The sequence below is a fragment of the Klebsiella sp. Lac1 genome, from assembly GCF_009825425.1.
Lineage (GTDB): Bacteria > Pseudomonadota > Gammaproteobacteria > Enterobacterales > Enterobacteriaceae > Klebsiella > Klebsiella electrica.
In genome coordinates this window covers 713,358-728,767 of record NZ_VJZJ01000001.1, presented here as the reverse complement: position 1 = coordinate 728,767, position 15,410 = coordinate 713,358, and the positions used below count along the sequence as shown (strand labels likewise).

The 15,410-nt window shown below is 55.5% G+C and carries 16 protein-coding genes; 2 read left to right on the top strand and 14 right to left on the bottom strand.

Annotated features, from left to right (window positions below):
• Positions 1–12 precede the first annotated feature (12 nt).
• Positions 13–1,317: a four-carbon acid sugar kinase family protein gene (locus FNY10_RS27280; protein ID WP_416309065.1), complete on the bottom strand. Its 1,305-nt coding sequence runs from the start codon at positions 1,315–1,317 to the stop codon at positions 13–15.
• A gap of 29 nt (positions 1,318–1,346) precedes the next feature.
• Positions 1,347–2,066 (bottom strand): DeoR/GlpR family DNA-binding transcription regulator, encoded by a 720-nt coding sequence (locus FNY10_RS03520; protein WP_100683987.1) that lies wholly within the window; start codon positions 2,064–2,066, stop codon positions 1,347–1,349.
• Between the two features lie 324 nt (positions 2,067–2,390).
• On the opposite strand from FNY10_RS03520, the gene FNY10_RS03515 reads away from it, so the two are divergent.
• Together FNY10_RS03515 and artJ are read left to right on the top strand one after the other, a co-directional pair.
• Complete coding sequence (locus FNY10_RS03515) at positions 2,391–3,239, top strand: KpsF/GutQ family sugar-phosphate isomerase (RefSeq protein WP_267459461.1); 849 nt, start codon at positions 2,391–2,393, stop codon at positions 3,237–3,239.
• A gap of 103 nt (positions 3,240–3,342) precedes the next feature.
• Positions 3,343–4,074 (top strand): arginine ABC transporter substrate-binding protein ArtJ, encoded by a 732-nt coding sequence (gene artJ / locus FNY10_RS03510; protein WP_131048298.1) that lies wholly within the window; start codon positions 3,343–3,345, stop codon positions 4,072–4,074.
• Positions 4,075–4,151: 77 nt separating this feature from the next.
• Here artJ and FNY10_RS03505 read toward each other — a convergent pair whose 3' ends face one another.
• The 12 genes from FNY10_RS03505 to FNY10_RS03450 all read right to left on the bottom strand — a co-directional run bounded on the left by FNY10_RS03505 (position 4,152) and on the right by FNY10_RS03450 (position 15,309).
• Positions 4,152–5,630: a sensor histidine kinase gene (locus FNY10_RS03505; RefSeq protein ID WP_160703999.1), complete on the bottom strand. Its 1,479-nt coding sequence runs from the start codon at positions 5,628–5,630 to the stop codon at positions 4,152–4,154.
• A complete protein-coding gene (locus FNY10_RS03500; protein WP_100683991.1) occupies positions 5,627–6,343 on the bottom strand; it encodes a response regulator transcription factor in 717 nt (238 codons plus the stop codon). Before FNY10_RS03500 ends, FNY10_RS03505 begins: the two co-directional genes overlap by 4 nt.
• 78 nt (positions 6,344–6,421) lie before the next feature.
• On the bottom strand, positions 6,422–7,552 hold the full coding sequence (gene rlmC / locus FNY10_RS03495; RefSeq protein ID WP_160704001.1) for a 23S rRNA (uracil(747)-C(5))-methyltransferase RlmC: 1,131 nt from the start codon (positions 7,550–7,552) through the stop codon (positions 6,422–6,424).
• 42 nt (positions 7,553–7,594) lie between these two features.
• Complete coding sequence (locus FNY10_RS03490; RefSeq protein ID WP_100683993.1) at positions 7,595–8,068, bottom strand: YbjO family protein; 474 nt, start codon at positions 8,066–8,068, stop codon at positions 7,595–7,597.
• Between the two features lie 75 nt (positions 8,069–8,143).
• On the bottom strand, positions 8,144–8,989 hold the full coding sequence (potI, locus tag FNY10_RS03485; protein WP_004859959.1) for a putrescine ABC transporter permease PotI: 846 nt from the start codon (positions 8,987–8,989) through the stop codon (positions 8,144–8,146).
• Positions 8,986–9,939 carry a putrescine ABC transporter permease PotH gene (gene potH / locus FNY10_RS03480; protein ID WP_131048295.1) on the bottom strand — a complete coding sequence of 318 codons (954 nt, stop codon included), beginning with the start codon at positions 9,937–9,939 and terminating at the stop codon, positions 8,986–8,988. The genes potI and potH overlap by 4 nt, the downstream gene beginning before the upstream one ends.
• Positions 9,940–9,949: 10 nt before the next feature.
• Positions 9,950–11,083 carry a putrescine ABC transporter ATP-binding subunit PotG gene (gene potG / locus FNY10_RS03475; RefSeq protein WP_100683996.1) on the bottom strand — a complete coding sequence of 378 codons (1,134 nt, stop codon included), beginning with the start codon at positions 11,081–11,083 and terminating at the stop codon, positions 9,950–9,952.
• A 187-nt stretch (positions 11,084–11,270) separates the two neighbouring features.
• Positions 11,271–12,383, bottom strand: a complete 1,113-nt coding sequence (gene potF, locus FNY10_RS03470; RefSeq protein ID WP_100683997.1) for a spermidine/putrescine ABC transporter substrate-binding protein PotF — start codon at positions 12,381–12,383, stop codon at positions 11,271–11,273.
• 348 nt (positions 12,384–12,731) lie between these two features.
• Positions 12,732–13,211 carry a YbjN domain-containing protein gene (locus FNY10_RS03465; RefSeq protein WP_100683998.1) on the bottom strand — a complete coding sequence of 160 codons (480 nt, stop codon included), beginning with the start codon at positions 13,209–13,211 and terminating at the stop codon, positions 12,732–12,734.
• Positions 13,212–13,299: 88 nt separating this feature from the next.
• A complete protein-coding gene (gene rimK, locus FNY10_RS03460; RefSeq protein WP_100683999.1) occupies positions 13,300–14,202 on the bottom strand; it encodes a 30S ribosomal protein S6--L-glutamate ligase in 903 nt (300 codons plus the stop codon).
• Positions 14,203–14,315: 113 nt separating this feature from the next.
• Entirely contained in the window at positions 14,316–15,038 is a 723-nt protein-coding gene (gene nfsA, locus FNY10_RS03455; protein ID WP_100684000.1) for an oxygen-insensitive NADPH nitroreductase, read from the bottom strand.
• Entirely contained in the window at positions 15,022–15,309 is a 288-nt protein-coding gene (locus tag FNY10_RS03450; protein ID WP_131048293.1) for a YbjC family protein, read from the bottom strand. The genes nfsA and FNY10_RS03450 overlap by 17 nt, the downstream gene beginning before the upstream one ends.
• Positions 15,310–15,410 lie beyond the last annotated feature (101 nt).

Genomic DNA, 15,410 nt, shown 5'->3' with positions numbered 1-15,410 from the left:
CTCCTTTTATATTTACACAGTTTCGGTAATGGCAGTGTTACCCGAGACTTTCGTCACTAAATAATCAATGCAGTGCACCAGAGTATTATCATTCCCGACAAATCCGCCTTTGGTAATTAATGGCAGCCCATCAGCCAGTCCGCCAACTAACTTTCCATAGACGGCCAGCGGCTCAACTTCGTCTTTTAATACTACGCCACTGCCTTTTAATCGTTTGGTTATACTGACCATCACATCGCCGCCGCTACCGTAGAGTCCGCTGATCGGCGATTTTTCTTTCTTCAACACCTGAGCCACGACTTCGGCGATACCGCTATTAATCATGCAGCTGACCTGATGATTGTCGACCGCAAATTTTTTAGCGAGCGTTTCCAGCCTGAATATATGCTCAGGGGCCTCGACAGAATCAATGCCGACCACATCACAGGTCCGGGTTTTATCAATTAACCGGTCAACGAGCTGGGCGGCATTTTCCGGGTGAAGAGAAAAATTAATTAACTCTTCTGCCGACAGCGTTTCAATATATACTTCGCGCTCGTAGCGTAATTTTTTTATTTGCCGCTGGGTCAAATCAGAAACACTGCCAATGGCCAGAAAAACTTTATTGGTCCGCCTGCGTCCTGATGAAAATTTTAACCATGCGAGTTGCGCTGTAAACACGCCGGGGTCAACGCAAAAACAGGGAATTTTTGCTTTCTGTACCGCCTGGGCTATCTGCTGAATATCATCGCCGGTTGTCGCATCGATGATGACAATACGCACGTTAGAGCAATACAACTCCTTCAGTTTTTTAGTCAGCGTGATTTCGCCTCGCAACACATCGCGCAGACAAATATAGCTGACGTTTTTATTGGTCTGCTGGCGGAACAATTCCACCACCGACGATTCCAGCATGGGGTTTTTAGGATCGTTGCGCATTGCGGTATTCTGTAGCGGAATGCCATCCACCAGCAGCGAGCCTCCCACACAAATACGCCCGCTGGAGGGATAAACGGGGACGACGATAGCCATCAGATGGGGGAAGCTATCGATGACCGCATCAACTTCAGCGCCCAAATTACCGCGCAGCGTTGAATCAATGCGCTTACTGATCAACGTCTGTTCGGGGTTAATCCGCGCGACGCATTCCGCTACCCGCCTGTAGGCTTCAACAGAGGAAACAGAGCGGGAATCTGTAGAAAATGAAACCACATCAAAGCGCTGCGCCTCTTCAGCGTCGTTATCCAGACAGGTCATGGTCGTAAACCCTTTGGTACTTAACAGCGCGGCGGTCGCATTTGCGCCGGTTAAATCGTCCGCAATTATTGCAATTTTCACAGTGCTTCCCTCTCCGTATCGGGTTGATGTCACCTCATCAGCGAATCGCTATTGACGATGACCTGACTGAATTCCGCCAAATCGGTTATTTTGTAATGGCAGAAGACATTTCGTTTACTCTCATCCACCAGCAGGACTGACTTTGCGGCACGGCTCATTGCCATCCACTTGCAGTCCGCTTTACTTTGCGTGGTCGTCATTGCGCCATAATTCTCATCAAAACCATCGGCCCCGATAAAAGCGAGGTCGGTATAATGCTCGCTCAGGTAACGCAGCGTCTCGGTACAATAGGCTGAGCGGCTTTCCCTGACTAACTCACCGGGGCAAATAAGCAATTTAATGTTGGGTCGGTCATTCAAAATATAGGCGGTAGAAATATCGTTAGTGATCACCGTTAGTGGAATATCTATTAACCAGGCCAGCTGTTTCACCGTGGTACCACCGTCCATAAAAACAATCTCGCCAGGACGCAAGAGTTTATAGGCCTGGAGCGCTACCTCTTTCTTCCATGCAATATTGTGCTGCGCTTTATCTTTATATTCCGGACTTTCGTTAATGAATCCCTTAATAATTTGCCCACCGAATATAACCTTGACCCGCCCGTTCTTCTGGAGTTCCTCAACATCACGGCGAATTGTCATATGTGAAACTGTAAAGTATTCAGCTAACTGGTTAATAGTAGTGGAATGATTAACGTCAAGCATCTCAATAATACGACGCACCCTTTGCGTTTTTGAATAGCGTGTCATGACATTATCTCGCTGAGTGTTAGCTTCACTCGATTTTTAAGCTAACCGTTTTTTAAATATGGAGATGTGAATAAAATCACAAATTCACAGTTCATTCACTCAATCACAAAATTAAAAGAGTATTGTGATCGGGCCTACCATAATAACGATAAACGACTAAAGGAACTCGTTATGAATAATAAAACAAGAAACATTCAGGAATTAATTAATCGAGGCCGTAACGTATTGCATGAAGAAGCAAAGGCAATAATTAGTGCAACCTCTAATATTAATGAGAGTTTTGCACAAGCGATAAATATTATATTAAATGCACCGGGCAAGGTGGTGCTAAGCGCAATGGGCAAACCCGGCTATATCGCGCATAAGATTTCGGCCACCCTCGCCAGCACCGGCACTCCCTCATTTTATCTGCACCCGGGCGAAGCGCTGCACGGCGACCTGGGAAGAGTCAGCCGCGAAGATGTCGTGATCCTTATCTCCAACAGCGGCGAAACGACCGAAGTCGTCAATATGCTTCCCGCGCTCAAGCGAACAGGCGTGCCCATTATTGCGATATGCGGAACCCCTGACTCCCTCCTGGCAAAATACAGCGACGTGGTTATCTCCGCTCAGGTTGAGCACGAATGCTGCCCCCTGGATCTTGCCCCGACAACCAGCACCACCCTGGCGTTGGCTATCGGAGACGCCCTTGCCGTGACCCTGATGCAAGAGCGAAACTTCAGCAAAGAGGCGTTTGCCCTCTACCATCCCGGCGGTTCGCTCGGCAGGAGGAGGCTATTAACGGTCGGGAAAGCAATGCGCAGCGGCGAAAAAGCCTGTCTTATCGGTCGGGAGTCGACGATACTCGATGCGCTGTTTATCATGACCCGCTATCTCTCCGGGGCAGCGCTGATTGTCAATGGCCGCAATGAACTGGAAGGCATTATTACCGACGGTGATATCCGCCGCTATATCATGTACAACAACCTCTTCTTACAGACCCCGGTGAGGGAGCTGATGAACCCTTTCGCGACCTGCATTGGTCAACACCAGTTAATTGATGAGGCGATCAGGACCATGGAGCAGCATCAGCCGGCTCCCGTCAGCGTACTGCCGGTGATTAACGACGACAAGCAGGTTGTCGGATTGCTGCATTTAACCGATCTCCTGAACATATTTCCAGCAGAAAACTAAATAAAAATACATTTATATTGAATATAAATTCATTTTTTGGCATGGTGATTCCACGTCAGGAAACGACGAACGACCATAATATTGACAGACGGGAGCAACACGCATGAAGAAGTTACTGTTAGCCGCAATGTTCGCCACTACCGCATTTAACGCGGCCGCAGCAGAGAAGATCAGCTTCGGCGTTTCGGCGACCTACCCTCCTTTTGAATCCATGGATGCTAACAATCAGATCGTCGGTTTCGATCTGGATCTGGCGAAAGCACTGTGCAAACAGATGCAGGCTGACTGTACCTTTACCAACCACGCTTTCGATAGCCTGATCCCGGCGCTGAAATTTAAAAAATATGACGCGGTGATTTCCGGCATGGACATTACCCCGGAGCGCAGCAAGCAGGTCGCCTTTACCGATCCGTACTACGCTAACTCGGCGCTGGTTATCGCTAAAAAAGACGCCTTCCACTCCTTTGCCGATCTGAAAGGCAAACGTATTGGCATGGAAAACGGCACTACCCACCAGAAATATCTGCAGGACAAACATCCGGAAGTCAAAACCGTCGCCTATGACAGCTATCAGAACGCGATTATCGACCTGAAAAATGGCCGTATTGACGGGGTGTTTGGCGATACCGCTGTGGTGAATGAGTGGCTGAAGACCAACCCACAGCTGGGCGTCGCCACGCCTAAAGTGACCGACCCGCAATACTTCGGCACCGGCCTCGGCATCGCGGTACGTCCGGACAACAAGGCGCTGCTGGAAAAACTCAATGGCGCGCTGAAAGCGATTAAAGCGGACGGCACGTATCAGAAAATCAGCAATCAGTGGTTCCCGCAGTAATCCTCCGCTGACCCGGGGCGCCATGTCTGCTCCGGGTCGCTCTCCCCGGCCAGTACGGCACGAACGGGGAACCCATGCTATGAGCGCAACGGCAGGGTAAAGCGGAAGCTGGCCCCTGCTGGCACATCCACCAGGTGAATATCACCGCCGTGCAGTTGCAGCATCCGCCGCACAATCATCAGCCCCAACCCGCCTCGTGATTCCGGGCTCTGGCCGGGCTCCAGCACCGAAGGCCTCTCAAACAATGTGGCCCGCAGCTCGCCAGCAACGCCGGGACCGCTATCGGCGACGTCAACCACCATCTCCGCCCCCTTCTGACGGGCCGTCAGGCTGATATTGCCGCCATCCGGCGTATGGCGAATCGCGTTATCCAGCAAATTGGTCAACACCCGCTCCATCATCGATAAATCCGCCACCACCGGCGGCAATCCCCCGGCCAGCGAGAGCTGTAAGCGGATATGGCGGGTGGCAATCGCCAGGTCGAACTTCTGCGCCACGTCCTGAACCAGCTCCGCCAGCACAAATTTCTCCGGCTGCAGCTTGATGCCGCCATGCTCAAGGCGCGCCAGCTCAAACAACTGCTGGGAAAGAGAGCGGACTTTATTCCCCTGGCGCAGCGCAATATTGAGGTAGCGTTTGCTCTCTTCCGCACTCAGCCGATCGGCTTTCAGCGTCAGCGTCTCGAGATAGCCCAGCAGCGACGTCAACGGAGTGCGCAGATCGTGAGAAATATTGGCGATAAACTCACGCCGCTGGCGATCGCTGTCAGCCAGCCGATCCCACTGTCCGGCGATCTGCCGGGCCAGGTCGATAAACCGGTTATGCAGGATCGCCACTTCATTCCCCGGATGCGGATCCGGCGCTTGCGCCGCCAGCAGTTTAATCGCCCCGATGCTGTCTTCTCCGGGGATCCCCACCTGCGCGGTTAGCTGGCGTACCGGGCGCGTCACCCAATACCAGGCCAGGCCGCCGGCCAGCAGACCAAACAGGGCCACCAGCAGCAGCGTCCAGACAAGCAGGCTTCCCAGCGTCTTCTGCCAGGCGCTGGCCGCCAGCTCATTAAAGGTTTCCCCTTGCAGGATAATATAGAGATAGCCGCGCAGCTGGCCGTCGACATTCAGCGGCGCCACGCTGAACACCTTGCGCTGATCCTGGCTACGCGGATCGTCGCCGTACACCGGCCAGGTGCCACCGGAGAGAAACGTCTGGATCGGCACGATGTCAACGCGCTGGCGTTTGATATGGCCCGGCGGCGCAGCATCCGCCAGCAGCTCGCCGTCAGGAGAGACCAGATAGAGCTCGACGCTGGGATTGAAGACCATCAGCCGGTCGAAAAGCGGTTTCAGCGCCTCGCGATTAACCTGGCCCCGCGCATCGAGCAGCGGTTCACGGGCAACAATCTGCTGCGCCAGCCCGACCGAAAGACGCTGGACCATCGCATTACCGTATTGCGCGCTGCTATACAGCTGAACCACGCAGACCGCCGCCGCGCAAAGCAGCAGCAGCGAAGTGAACACCAACGCCAGGCGCTGGCTCAGGCTTAAGCGACGCATCATTGCCCGGCTCCTTTACGCGCGGGCGCGAATTTATAGCCCTTGCCCCAGACCGTCAGAATGATTTCCGGCTCCGCCGGGTCGCGTTCGATTTTACTGCGCAGGCGGTTGATATGCGTATTGACCGTATGCTCATAGCCTTCATGCTGGTAGCCCCAGACGCGGTCAAGCAGAGCCAGACGAGAAAAGACCTCGCCGGGATGGCGGGCAAAGTAGTACAGCAGGTCAAATTCGCGCGGCGTCAGATCCACCAGTTCGTCATGCAGTCTGATTTCGCGCGAAAGCGGGTCGATGCTCAGACCGTGGCAATCAATACGCCCGGAATCCATCAGCAAATTGAGTCCCATCGCCTCCTGGCGGCGAAACAGCGCTTTGACTCGCGCAACCAGTTCGATAACCGAAAACGGTTTGGCCAGGTAGTCGTCCGCCCCCATTTCCAGCCCCAGCACGCGGTGCGTCTCGCTGGCGCGGGCGCTGATAATAATCACCGGCAGGTAGCGGGTCATCTGGCGAATGCGCCGGCAAATCTCCAGCCCATCGACATTGGGCAGCATCAGGTCAAGAATCGCCGCATCCCAGCCGCCCTTTTCCAGCTGCACCAGCGCCTGCGCGCCGTCCGCTTCATGCACAATCTGATATCCCTCATCCTGCAGATTTAAACGCAGCAACGCGGCAATATCGTCGTCATCTTCGACCAACAGGATTTTCTTTGCCATGGGTAGTGCTCCGCTCATTTCACGCTGTTATGAGTCAAGCTTACCCGATTTACGCCGGCAGAAGAGTTCACATTTTGTTTAAACTTCGCGAACCAGCAGCGTCAGCACTTCGTAGTGGGCGGTATGGGGGAACATATCAAACAGCTGCACCCGCTCAACCCGATAGCCCGGCAGCCGCGCAATATCTTGCGCCATCGTCTGCGCGTTACAGCTGGAGTAGATAATAAAGGGCGGCGCCATACGGCATAAATAGTCGCACAGCTCGCGGCCGATCCCACGGCGCGGCGGGTTGACCAGCACCAGCTCAGGAATCTCGCCCTCCGCGGTGGCAAACTGCGTCGAGTCCAGCGCCTGAAAATGCAGATTGCTCAGGCCCAGTTCAGCGGCAGACTGCTTCGCGCTGGCGATCGCCTCCGGCGCAATCTCAATCCCGGTCAGGCGCATTTGCGGCGTGGCGCAGTGCAGGCCAAAGCCCCCTACTCCGCAGAACAGGTCCCACATATGCTTGACCGGCAGTTGGCGCACCCAATCGCGAGCGGTCGCATACAGCTGGCTGGCAACGCTCGGGTTGGTTTGAAAGAAACTCTGCGGGCGGATCCACAGCGGTACGCCGTTAAAGTTCTCCGCCAGCGCCGGCTGCTCGCTTAAGAGAATCTCCTGCTCGCCTTCCATAATGGCCATATGTACCGGCTGAATATTGGCGGTAATCACCTTCAGCTGCGGGAACTGCGCCTGCAGCCACGGCAGCGCGGCGCGGAGCTGCTCCAGTTTTGTCGGCGAGCGCAGCACAAAACGCAGCATCATGCCGCCATCCAGCTGGCTTTCCGTCAGCAGCAGATACTTCAGCTCGCCGCGCTTGCGGGCGACGTTATAGGGCGTTAACCCGGCGCGGGCGATAAACGGTTTCAGCGCGGCAAAAACCGGCGCAAAACTGGCCGGATAAAGCGGACATTCGGTCAGGTCTTCCGGGCTGCCATCGCGGTGCAACATCCCCAGCAGCGGGCGTTCAACGCTGCCGCTGACCACCATTTTGGCTTTGTTGCGAAAACCGGCTTGCGGGCCGGAAACCGGCTCAAACCATGTCGCGACCGGGCTGTCCGCCAACAACGTTCTGAGGTCGGCCATTTTACTGGCGAGCTGTTGTGTTAACGGCCGTTCCAGCCACTGACAGGAGCGACAGCGGCCCGCGTCATAGAGTGCGCAGTGCATAAAAAGACCTTCCAAAAATCAGGGGCGGGGATTGTATCACCGTTATTGCAGTCGGAAAAACCGTCGACACGACGCCGGAACAAACAGCAGCGCCAGCACCAGAAAATCAGGCAGTTTTTGCATCACCAGAGAACGCAGAATTTCACGTTTTGACTCGCCGGCAATACTGAACAGCTCCGGATAGCCATACCCCAGCGAGGCCGCCCAGAGATAACCGGTGACAATAATTTGCGTCAGGAGAAAGATCCAGCGCGCCAGGTTCCGCCCTTTCACCAGTGAAAATGCGCACCAGATCTCAATAAAGACCAGCAGCAGGCTGGAGAGAAATACCAGCGTCAGGGTCCATGTCTGCACGCTACGATGAATAAACGCCTCTATCCCACCGATCCCCAGCTGATTGAGGATCATCAGCAGATCCACGCCGCGAATCAAAATAATGGCGAACGCCGCCACCTGCACCAGCGCAGGAACGTTAAGACGCGCATGAGATGAACGAGTTTTTGTAAACAGTCCCAACGGAAACGTCTTCCATGAAAACGGCGTCGCACCATCGCGACGCCGATACCAGTATTACCGTAGATTTTAGGGGCTTCAGCTGCGTCTTGCACGCTGGATATCGCGCACCCGCTGCTTTTCTGCGCGCGCCATCAAATACCAGGCGATAAAACCAACAATACCGACCACGCCGAGGATTAAGGTTGCCAGGGCGTTGATTTCCGGGTTCACCCCCATACGCACGCTGGAGAAGACCAGCATCGGCAAGGTGGTGGCTCCAGGGCCGGAAACGAAGCTGGCGATGACCAGATCGTCGAGTGATAAGGTAAACGCCAGCAGCCAGCCGGAGATAACCGCTGGCATGATCATCGGCAGGGTAATGATGAAAAAGACCTTCAGCGGCGGCGCGCCTAAATCCATCGCCGCCTCCTCAATAGAGTGGTCCAGTTCACGCAGGCGCGACGAAATCACCACCGCCACATAGGCGGTACAGAAGGTGACGTGCGCCAGCCAGATGGTCAGCATGCCGCGATCCGACGGCCAGCCGATGGCGTGCCCGAGCGCGACAAACAGCAGCAGCAGCGACAGCCCGGTAATGACATCCGGCATCACCAGCGGCGCGGTAATCATAAAGGCAAAGCCGTTCGAACCACGGAAGCGGCCAAAGCGCACCATCACCACCGCGGCAATGGTGCCCAGAATCGCTGCCGCCGTCGCCGCGCAGGTGGCGATAGTCAGACTCAGCCCGACGGCGCTCATCATCGCATCATCATGGAACAACTCGCTGTACCAGCGTGTCGACCAACCCGCCCACACCGTCACCAGCTTCGAGCTGTTGAATGAGTAAATCACCAGCATTAGCATCGGCGCATACAAAAAGGTAAAGCCGAGCACGAGGATTAAAATTCGCCACGGCGAACGGACTACCGGCAAATCATTCATCCATGATCCCCCATCTGTTTTTGCTGATGTTTGTGGAACCACATAATCGGCACGATCAGCAGAAGCAGCATCACGATCGCCACCGCTGAGGCGACCGGCCAGTCGCGGTTATTAAAGAACTCCTGCCACAGAACGCGCCCGATCATAATGCTGTCCGGACCGCCCAGCAGTTCCGGGATCACGAACTCCCCGACTGCCGGGATAAAGACCAGCATTGAACCGGCGATAATCCCGCCTTTGGTCAACGGGACGATCACCTGGAAGAAGGTCTTCAGCGGCCGGGCACCCAGATCCAGCGACGCCTCCACCAGCGAGTAGTCAATCCGCGTCAGCGCGGTATAGATAGGCAGCACCATAAACGGCAGGTAGGCGTATACAATACCGATATAAACGGCCAGATTGGTATGCAGGATCTCCAGCGGCCGATCGATAACCCCGGTCCACAGCAGGAAATTATTCAGTACGCCGTTGCTTTTCAGCAGTCCCATCCACGCATAAACGCGGATCAGGAATGAGGTCCACGACGGCAGGATCACCAGCAGCAGCAGAATATTGCGCGTGGACGGTTTGCTGTGCGCCACCGCCCATGCCAGCGGATAGCCGAGCAGCAGGCAGCAGAATGTCGAAATTCCCGCCACCTGCAGCGACTGCAGATAGGCTTCGAAATAGAGCGGGTCATCGGTCAGTTGCAGGAAATTGCCGAGGTTCAGCGTCAGCGTGAGCTGACCGTCCGCCCACTCCCACAGATCGGTGTAAGGCGGGATCGCTCTCGCCATCTCCGCCAGGCTGATTTTAAAGACGATCAGGAACGGCAGCAGAAACAGCAGAATCAGCCACAGATAGGGCAGCGCGATCACCAGCTTGCGACCATGCGCCATCTGCAAACGCGTGAGCCATCGGGCAAAACCGCCCGTTTTTTTCACCCCGGCCGGTGGTTCTAATATACTCATCGCCCTCTCCTTACACCGTCAGAACAACGCAGCTGTCGGCATCCCAGCACAAACGCACTTCATCGCCCCAGGTTGGCGTGCCCTTGCGGTGGCGGTGTTCGTTCTGCAACTGAGCGCTGATCATCTGTCCGCTTTGCAACCGTACGTGGTAGATAGACAGGTCGCCGAGGTAGGCGATATGTATCACCTCTCCTGTCGCAAAGTTATAGCCATCCGCCGGCGGCTCATCGCAGAGCATAATTTTTTCCGGGCGCAGAGCGACCCACACCGGTACATTGTCGACGATGGAAGCATCAGGGTCGACTTTTAGCGGGTGCGTCAGCCCCGGCGAGCTCAGTACCAGACCATCTTCCAGGCGATCTTTGACCACCCCTTCAAATACGTTGACCGAGCCGATAAATTCCGCGCTGTAGCGGGTGGTCGGATGCTCGTAGATCTCCTCCGGCTCGCCGATTTGCACGAACTTCCCGCGGTTCATAATGGCGATACGTCCCGCCATGGTCATCGCCTCTTCCTGATCGTGGGTCACCATGACGCAGGTGGCCCCCACGCGCTCGAGGATATCCACCACTTCCAGCTGCATGCGGTCACGGAGCTTTTTATCCAGCGCGCCCATCGGCTCATCAAGCAGCAGCAGTTTTGGTCGTTTCGCCAGGCTACGGGCCAGCGCCACGCGCTGACGCTGGCCGCCGGAAAGCTGATGCGGTTTGCGTTTGGCGAACTCCTGCATATGCACCAGCGCCAGCATCTCCTGCACCCGGCTGGCGATTTCAGCTTTCGGCAGCTTGTCTTGTTTCAGGCCAAAGGCAATGTTCTGCTCCACCGTCATATGGGGGAACAGCGCGTAGGACTGAAACATCATATTGATGGGCCGCTGATAGGGCGGCACGCGCGACAGGTCTACGCCATCGAGCATAATTTGCCCGGCCGTCGGCTCCTCAAAGCCGGCCAGCATGCGCAGCAGCGTCGATTTGCCGCAGCCGGATGCGCCCAGCAGCGCGAAGATTTCACCTTTATAAATCGTGAGGTTGACGTCATCGACGGCGTGCTGCCCGTCGAAAGACTTCGTCAGATTACGGATTTCCAGCAGCGGGGTCAGCGCCTTGGGGGTTTTCGCTTGTGGGCGGGGAATTGCGTCGTTCACTCGGGTGCTCTCCGGCAAAAAACTACCACCGTATGGCCCGGTTGCCATACATTGAACTTTACAGTGCAGGTGCACCATCCTGGTGCATTTATTCGCTGCACTTTTATCCGTTTGTTGCCCGGCCGCATGGCGAAACCAGCCGGCCGGGTCAGACCTTTTCAGGCCCGGTGAACCGGGCCATCAGGTTTTATTTCCCGCTTTTGACTTTCGTCCACGCACGTGTGCGTACGCGGTCGATTTTCGGATCCTGCACCTTCAGGGTGAACAGTTTAGCGAACACATCGGCCGGCGGGTAGATAGCCGGGTTATTACGGATGGCTTCGCTCACCAGCGGCGTGGAGGCTTTGTTGCCGTTAGCGTAGTACACCTTATCGCTGATTTTGGCGATCACTTCCGGGCGCATCAGATAGTTAAGGAACTGATAAGCCTCATCTTTATTTTTCGCATCCGCTGGCATCGCGAAGACATCAAAGAACGCCAGCGCCCCCTCTTTGGGAATAAAGTAGGAGACATTCACGCCGTTCTTCGCTTCTTTTGCCCGATTCGCCGCCTGCCAGACATCGCCAGCCCAGCCGATGGCGACGCAAATATCGCCGTTAGCAAGGTCGTTAATGTATTGCGAAGAGTGGAAGTAGCGGATATTCGGCCGCAGTTTCAGCAGCAGATCGGTCGCCGGGCCGGTGTAATCATCGGCTTTTGTGCTGTTCGGGTCTTTGCCCAGATAGTTCAGGACGGTGGCGAAAATCTCTTCCGGCGCATCGAGGAAGGAGACGCCGCAGCTTTTCAGTTTTTCAAGGTTCTCCGGCTTAAGCACCAGATCCCAGCTATTCAGCGGCGCATCTTTACCGAGCACGGCTTTCACTTTATCGACGTTATAGCCGATGCCGGTAGTCGCCCACAGGTACGGCACCGCGTACTTGTTATCCGGGTCGTGTTTGGCGACCAGCTTGAGGACTTCCGGGTCAAGATTCTTCCAGTTTGGCAGCTTGCTCTTGTCCAGCGGCTGGAAGACGCCTGCCGCCAGCTGACGTTCAAGGAAGCTGGCGGACGGGACCACCAGGTCAAAACCGGTGCTGCCCGCCATTAATTTGCCTTCCAGCACTTCGTTGGAATCAAAAACGTCGTACACCACTTTAATGCCGGTCTCTTTTTCAAAATTTGCCACCGTATCCGGCGCAATATAATCAGACCAGTTATAAACATGCAGGGTTTTTTGTTCAGCGGCGAGTGAACCGGCAGAGACGGCCATCAACGCACCCGTAACCAGACCTGTTAACCATTTTTTACCAAAGGCGGTCATATCTCTTTTTCCTTCTCAATGCCCGTTAACAAGCGGGCTTAATATACGCACTTGTCTGCATGCAATAATCATGCATATTTTCTCATTGCCTAAGAAAAGGAGAGAGGTCCTCTCCCGGAATGGTTGCCCGCAACTGGAAGCATCGTCAGAATAACTGTAGCCAGAATAAGAGGCTATAGCCCAGGTAAAATAACGCCTTTTATCAATTTTTTATGCAATAACGGTCTACGTGATAAGCCAAAAGCGGCTGAATGGCGGTGAAAAATTCTTTAACGGAAGGTGAAATGCAGAATAAAAGCACGTAATACGCAGCCGCTATGGCAGTGGCTGCGCTATTCATCGACAGGTTTAGTGAAGAAAATGGTGCTGAATATCTTCCGCGACGTACTCTTCTTCTTCGGCTTTATAGAGCACCTGGTTGGCTGCCGCTTCAAGGATAACCATAGAGATCTGCTCTTCGCTCTGGCGGAAGAACCAGCCAAACTGTTCGACGCTAATACCGACGCCGACGGATAGCGCCTGGCACACCACCAGTTTGGGCAGATTGTCATCCTGAATATCGAGGAAGGCTTTGACGGTCAACGAACTGGCGTTAATTGCCGAAAGATCCGCGGCAAGCCCGAGCAGCGCCGAAGGCTTCACTTCTGCCAGAGCCGAAAAGAGCACGACGTTATCGACCAGATCGAGCTTCGCATCAAAAATGCCGTCGAAATTCTGCATATGCGGCAGATGCAAGGCCTGGCAGGAATCACACTCAAAGAAGTTGATACCTAACTCATCGAGCCAGTGACGTAGCGTATCCAGACCCGGAACGACCAGTGAATCCATATGACCTGTGACCTCTTACTGTAGAAAAACGACGCCATAGCTTACGCAAAAAACGCAGCGCATACCATGAAAGTGTCGCCCGCGCCGGTTATCCGCCCATTTTCAGACAAAATTCTGGCGTGGCCTGACGCTCAATCCAGGCGATCATGCGCCCGGCAATATCAATTCCGGTAGTGGTTTCAATGCCTTCCAGGCCCGGAGAAGCGTTCACCTCCATCACCAGCGGCCCACGGGTCGCGCGAAGGATATCCACCCCGGCGACATCCAGCCCCAGGGTTTGCGCCGCCCTGATGGCCATCTCACGTTCCTGATCGCTGATCGTGGCCACCGTCGCCACCCCGCCGCGGTGCAGGTTAGAGCGGAAATCGCCCTCTTTCGCCCGCCGCTCGATAGCCGCCACCACTTCATTACCCACGACCAGACAGCGCAGATCCCGTCCTTTCGCCTCGGCGATATACTCCTGAACCAGAATATGCGCGTTCAGGCCGCGGAAGGCGTCAATCACGCTCTCTGCCGCCTGGCGGGTCTCTGCCAGCACCACGCCAATGCCCTGGGTCCCCTCCACCAGTTTAACCACCAGCGGCGCGCCACCAACCATGGCAATCAGATCGCTGGTGTCGTCCGGGGAGTGCGCAATGCCGGTCAGAGGCAGATCGATCCCCTGGCGCGCCAGCAATTGCAGCGAGCGCAGCTTATCGCGGGCGCGGGTTATCGCCACCGATTCATTGAGCGGATAGCTACCGAGCAGTTCAAACTGACGAAGGGCGGCGGTTCCGTAATAGGTAATCGCGGAACCAATGCGTGGGATCACGGCATCAAAATGCGGGAGCTGACGTCCTTTATAGTGAATCGATGAGGCCACCGGACTCACGTTCATATAGCAGGAAAGCGGATCGAGGATTTCCACCTGGTGGCCGCGTTTTTGCGCGGCTTCGCGCAGGCGACGACAGGAATAAAGCGTTCCATCCCGGGATAATATAGCAATTTTCACCCTGCACCTCTGCAACAAGGCCCGCTCCGGCGGGCCTGCAATATGTTAATTGCGCCACGACCGCCCGCTCCGCCAAATAGCGGGGCGGGAAGCAGGCAGCAGTGTACACGTAATCAGCGCGTTGCCCACCCCTGCTTATGCAGATATTCGAGAATAAACGGGCGACTTTCCTTAATGATGGTACGGCGAATATGGTCGCTCCAGGTATCGCGGCGGGTGTTGCTGCCGCGCGACAGGTAGTATTGCGCCATCTGCTCATCATATTGCGCCAGCACTGCCTCATCCACCGGCTGGTACGTATTTTCATGCACCAGCATAGCTGCGGGCATGCGCGGCTTCACGTCCGGATTATCGGCAGGCCATCCCAGGCACAGGCCAAACAGCGGCAGGACGTGCTGCGGCAGCTTCAGCAGTTCGGTCACCCCTTCGATACTATTGCGGATCCCGCCGATATAGACGCCGCCGAGGCCCAGAGATTCGGCGGCGACCAGCGCATTTTGCGCCATCATTGCGGTATCCACCGCGCCCAGCAGCAGCTGTTCGGCGAGCCCTAGCCGGGCATCCGGACAGATTTGCAGCAGGCGGTTAAAGTCGGCGCAAAAGACCCAGAACTCCGCCGCGCGCGCAACGTGCTGCTGGCCGCCGCTCATCGTAACCAGCTGCTGACGAAGCTGAGGATCGGTGACGCGAATAATGGAGCTGCATTGTAAAAAGCTCGAGCTTGAGGCCCCCTGCGCGCTGGCGATGATAGCTTCGCGCTGTTCGTCGCCAATCGGCGCATCGGTAAAGTGGCGGATGGAGCGGTGGCTACGCAGCAGATCAATGGTCGGCGTCATCTTGTTTTTCTCTGTCTGATGAAGAAGTGGGTTCCGGAGTGTGGGTCAGCTGTGGCGCGACGATCCTGGCCATTCGCCACATTAATGCTATCGCGGCCGGGAGCATCAGCAGGATCCCGGCGAAGATCATCAGCATCGCCGCCGTCGGGCTGGAAAACGGCGCCGGCAGCTGCAGGTACTGATTGAGCGAGAGCCAGGCGAGGGTCAACAGCACAATCCCGATGACCTCTACCAGCAGAACGCTTTTCGGCAAAACGGCAGGCGATCGCATAGCACTCCTCCAGTCAATGTTTTGCGCGCGGCCTTCTGGCTCATCGCGCGCGGCAGACACAGTATAATAATTTAACCACGAAGGCAGTTATCAAACATAGC

Coding starts and splice junctions, on each gene's coding strand:
- FNY10_RS03450 (WP_131048293.1), bottom strand. CDS start 15,309: ATGCGATCGCCTGCCGTTTTGCCGAAAAGCGTTCTGCTGGTAGAGGTC.
- potH (WP_131048295.1), bottom strand. CDS start 9,939: ATGAGTATATTAGAACCACCGGCCGGGGTGAAAAAAACGGGCGGTTTT.
- potF (WP_100683997.1), bottom strand. CDS start 12,383: ATGACCGCCTTTGGTAAAAAATGGTTAACAGGTCTGGTTACGGGTGCG.
- potI (WP_004859959.1), bottom strand. CDS start 8,989: ATGAATGATTTGCCGGTAGTCCGTTCGCCGTGGCGAATTTTAATCCTC.
- nfsA (WP_100684000.1), bottom strand. CDS start 15,038: ATGACGCCGACCATTGATCTGCTGCGTAGCCACCGCTCCATCCGCCAC.
- FNY10_RS03500 (WP_100683991.1), bottom strand. CDS start 6,343: ATGGCAAAGAAAATCCTGTTGGTCGAAGATGACGACGATATTGCCGCG.
- FNY10_RS03520 (WP_100683987.1), bottom strand. CDS start 2,066: ATGACACGCTATTCAAAAACGCAAAGGGTGCGTCGTATTATTGAGATG.
- FNY10_RS03505 (WP_160703999.1), bottom strand. CDS start 5,630: ATGATGCGTCGCTTAAGCCTGAGCCAGCGCCTGGCGTTGGTGTTCACT.
- rlmC (WP_160704001.1), bottom strand. CDS start 7,552: ATGCACTGCGCACTCTATGACGCGGGCCGCTGTCGCTCCTGTCAGTGG.
- artJ (WP_131048298.1), top strand. CDS start 3,343: ATGAAGAAGTTACTGTTAGCCGCAATGTTCGCCACTACCGCATTTAAC.
- FNY10_RS03465 (WP_100683998.1), bottom strand. CDS start 13,211: ATGGATTCACTGGTCGTTCCGGGTCTGGATACGCTACGTCACTGGCTC.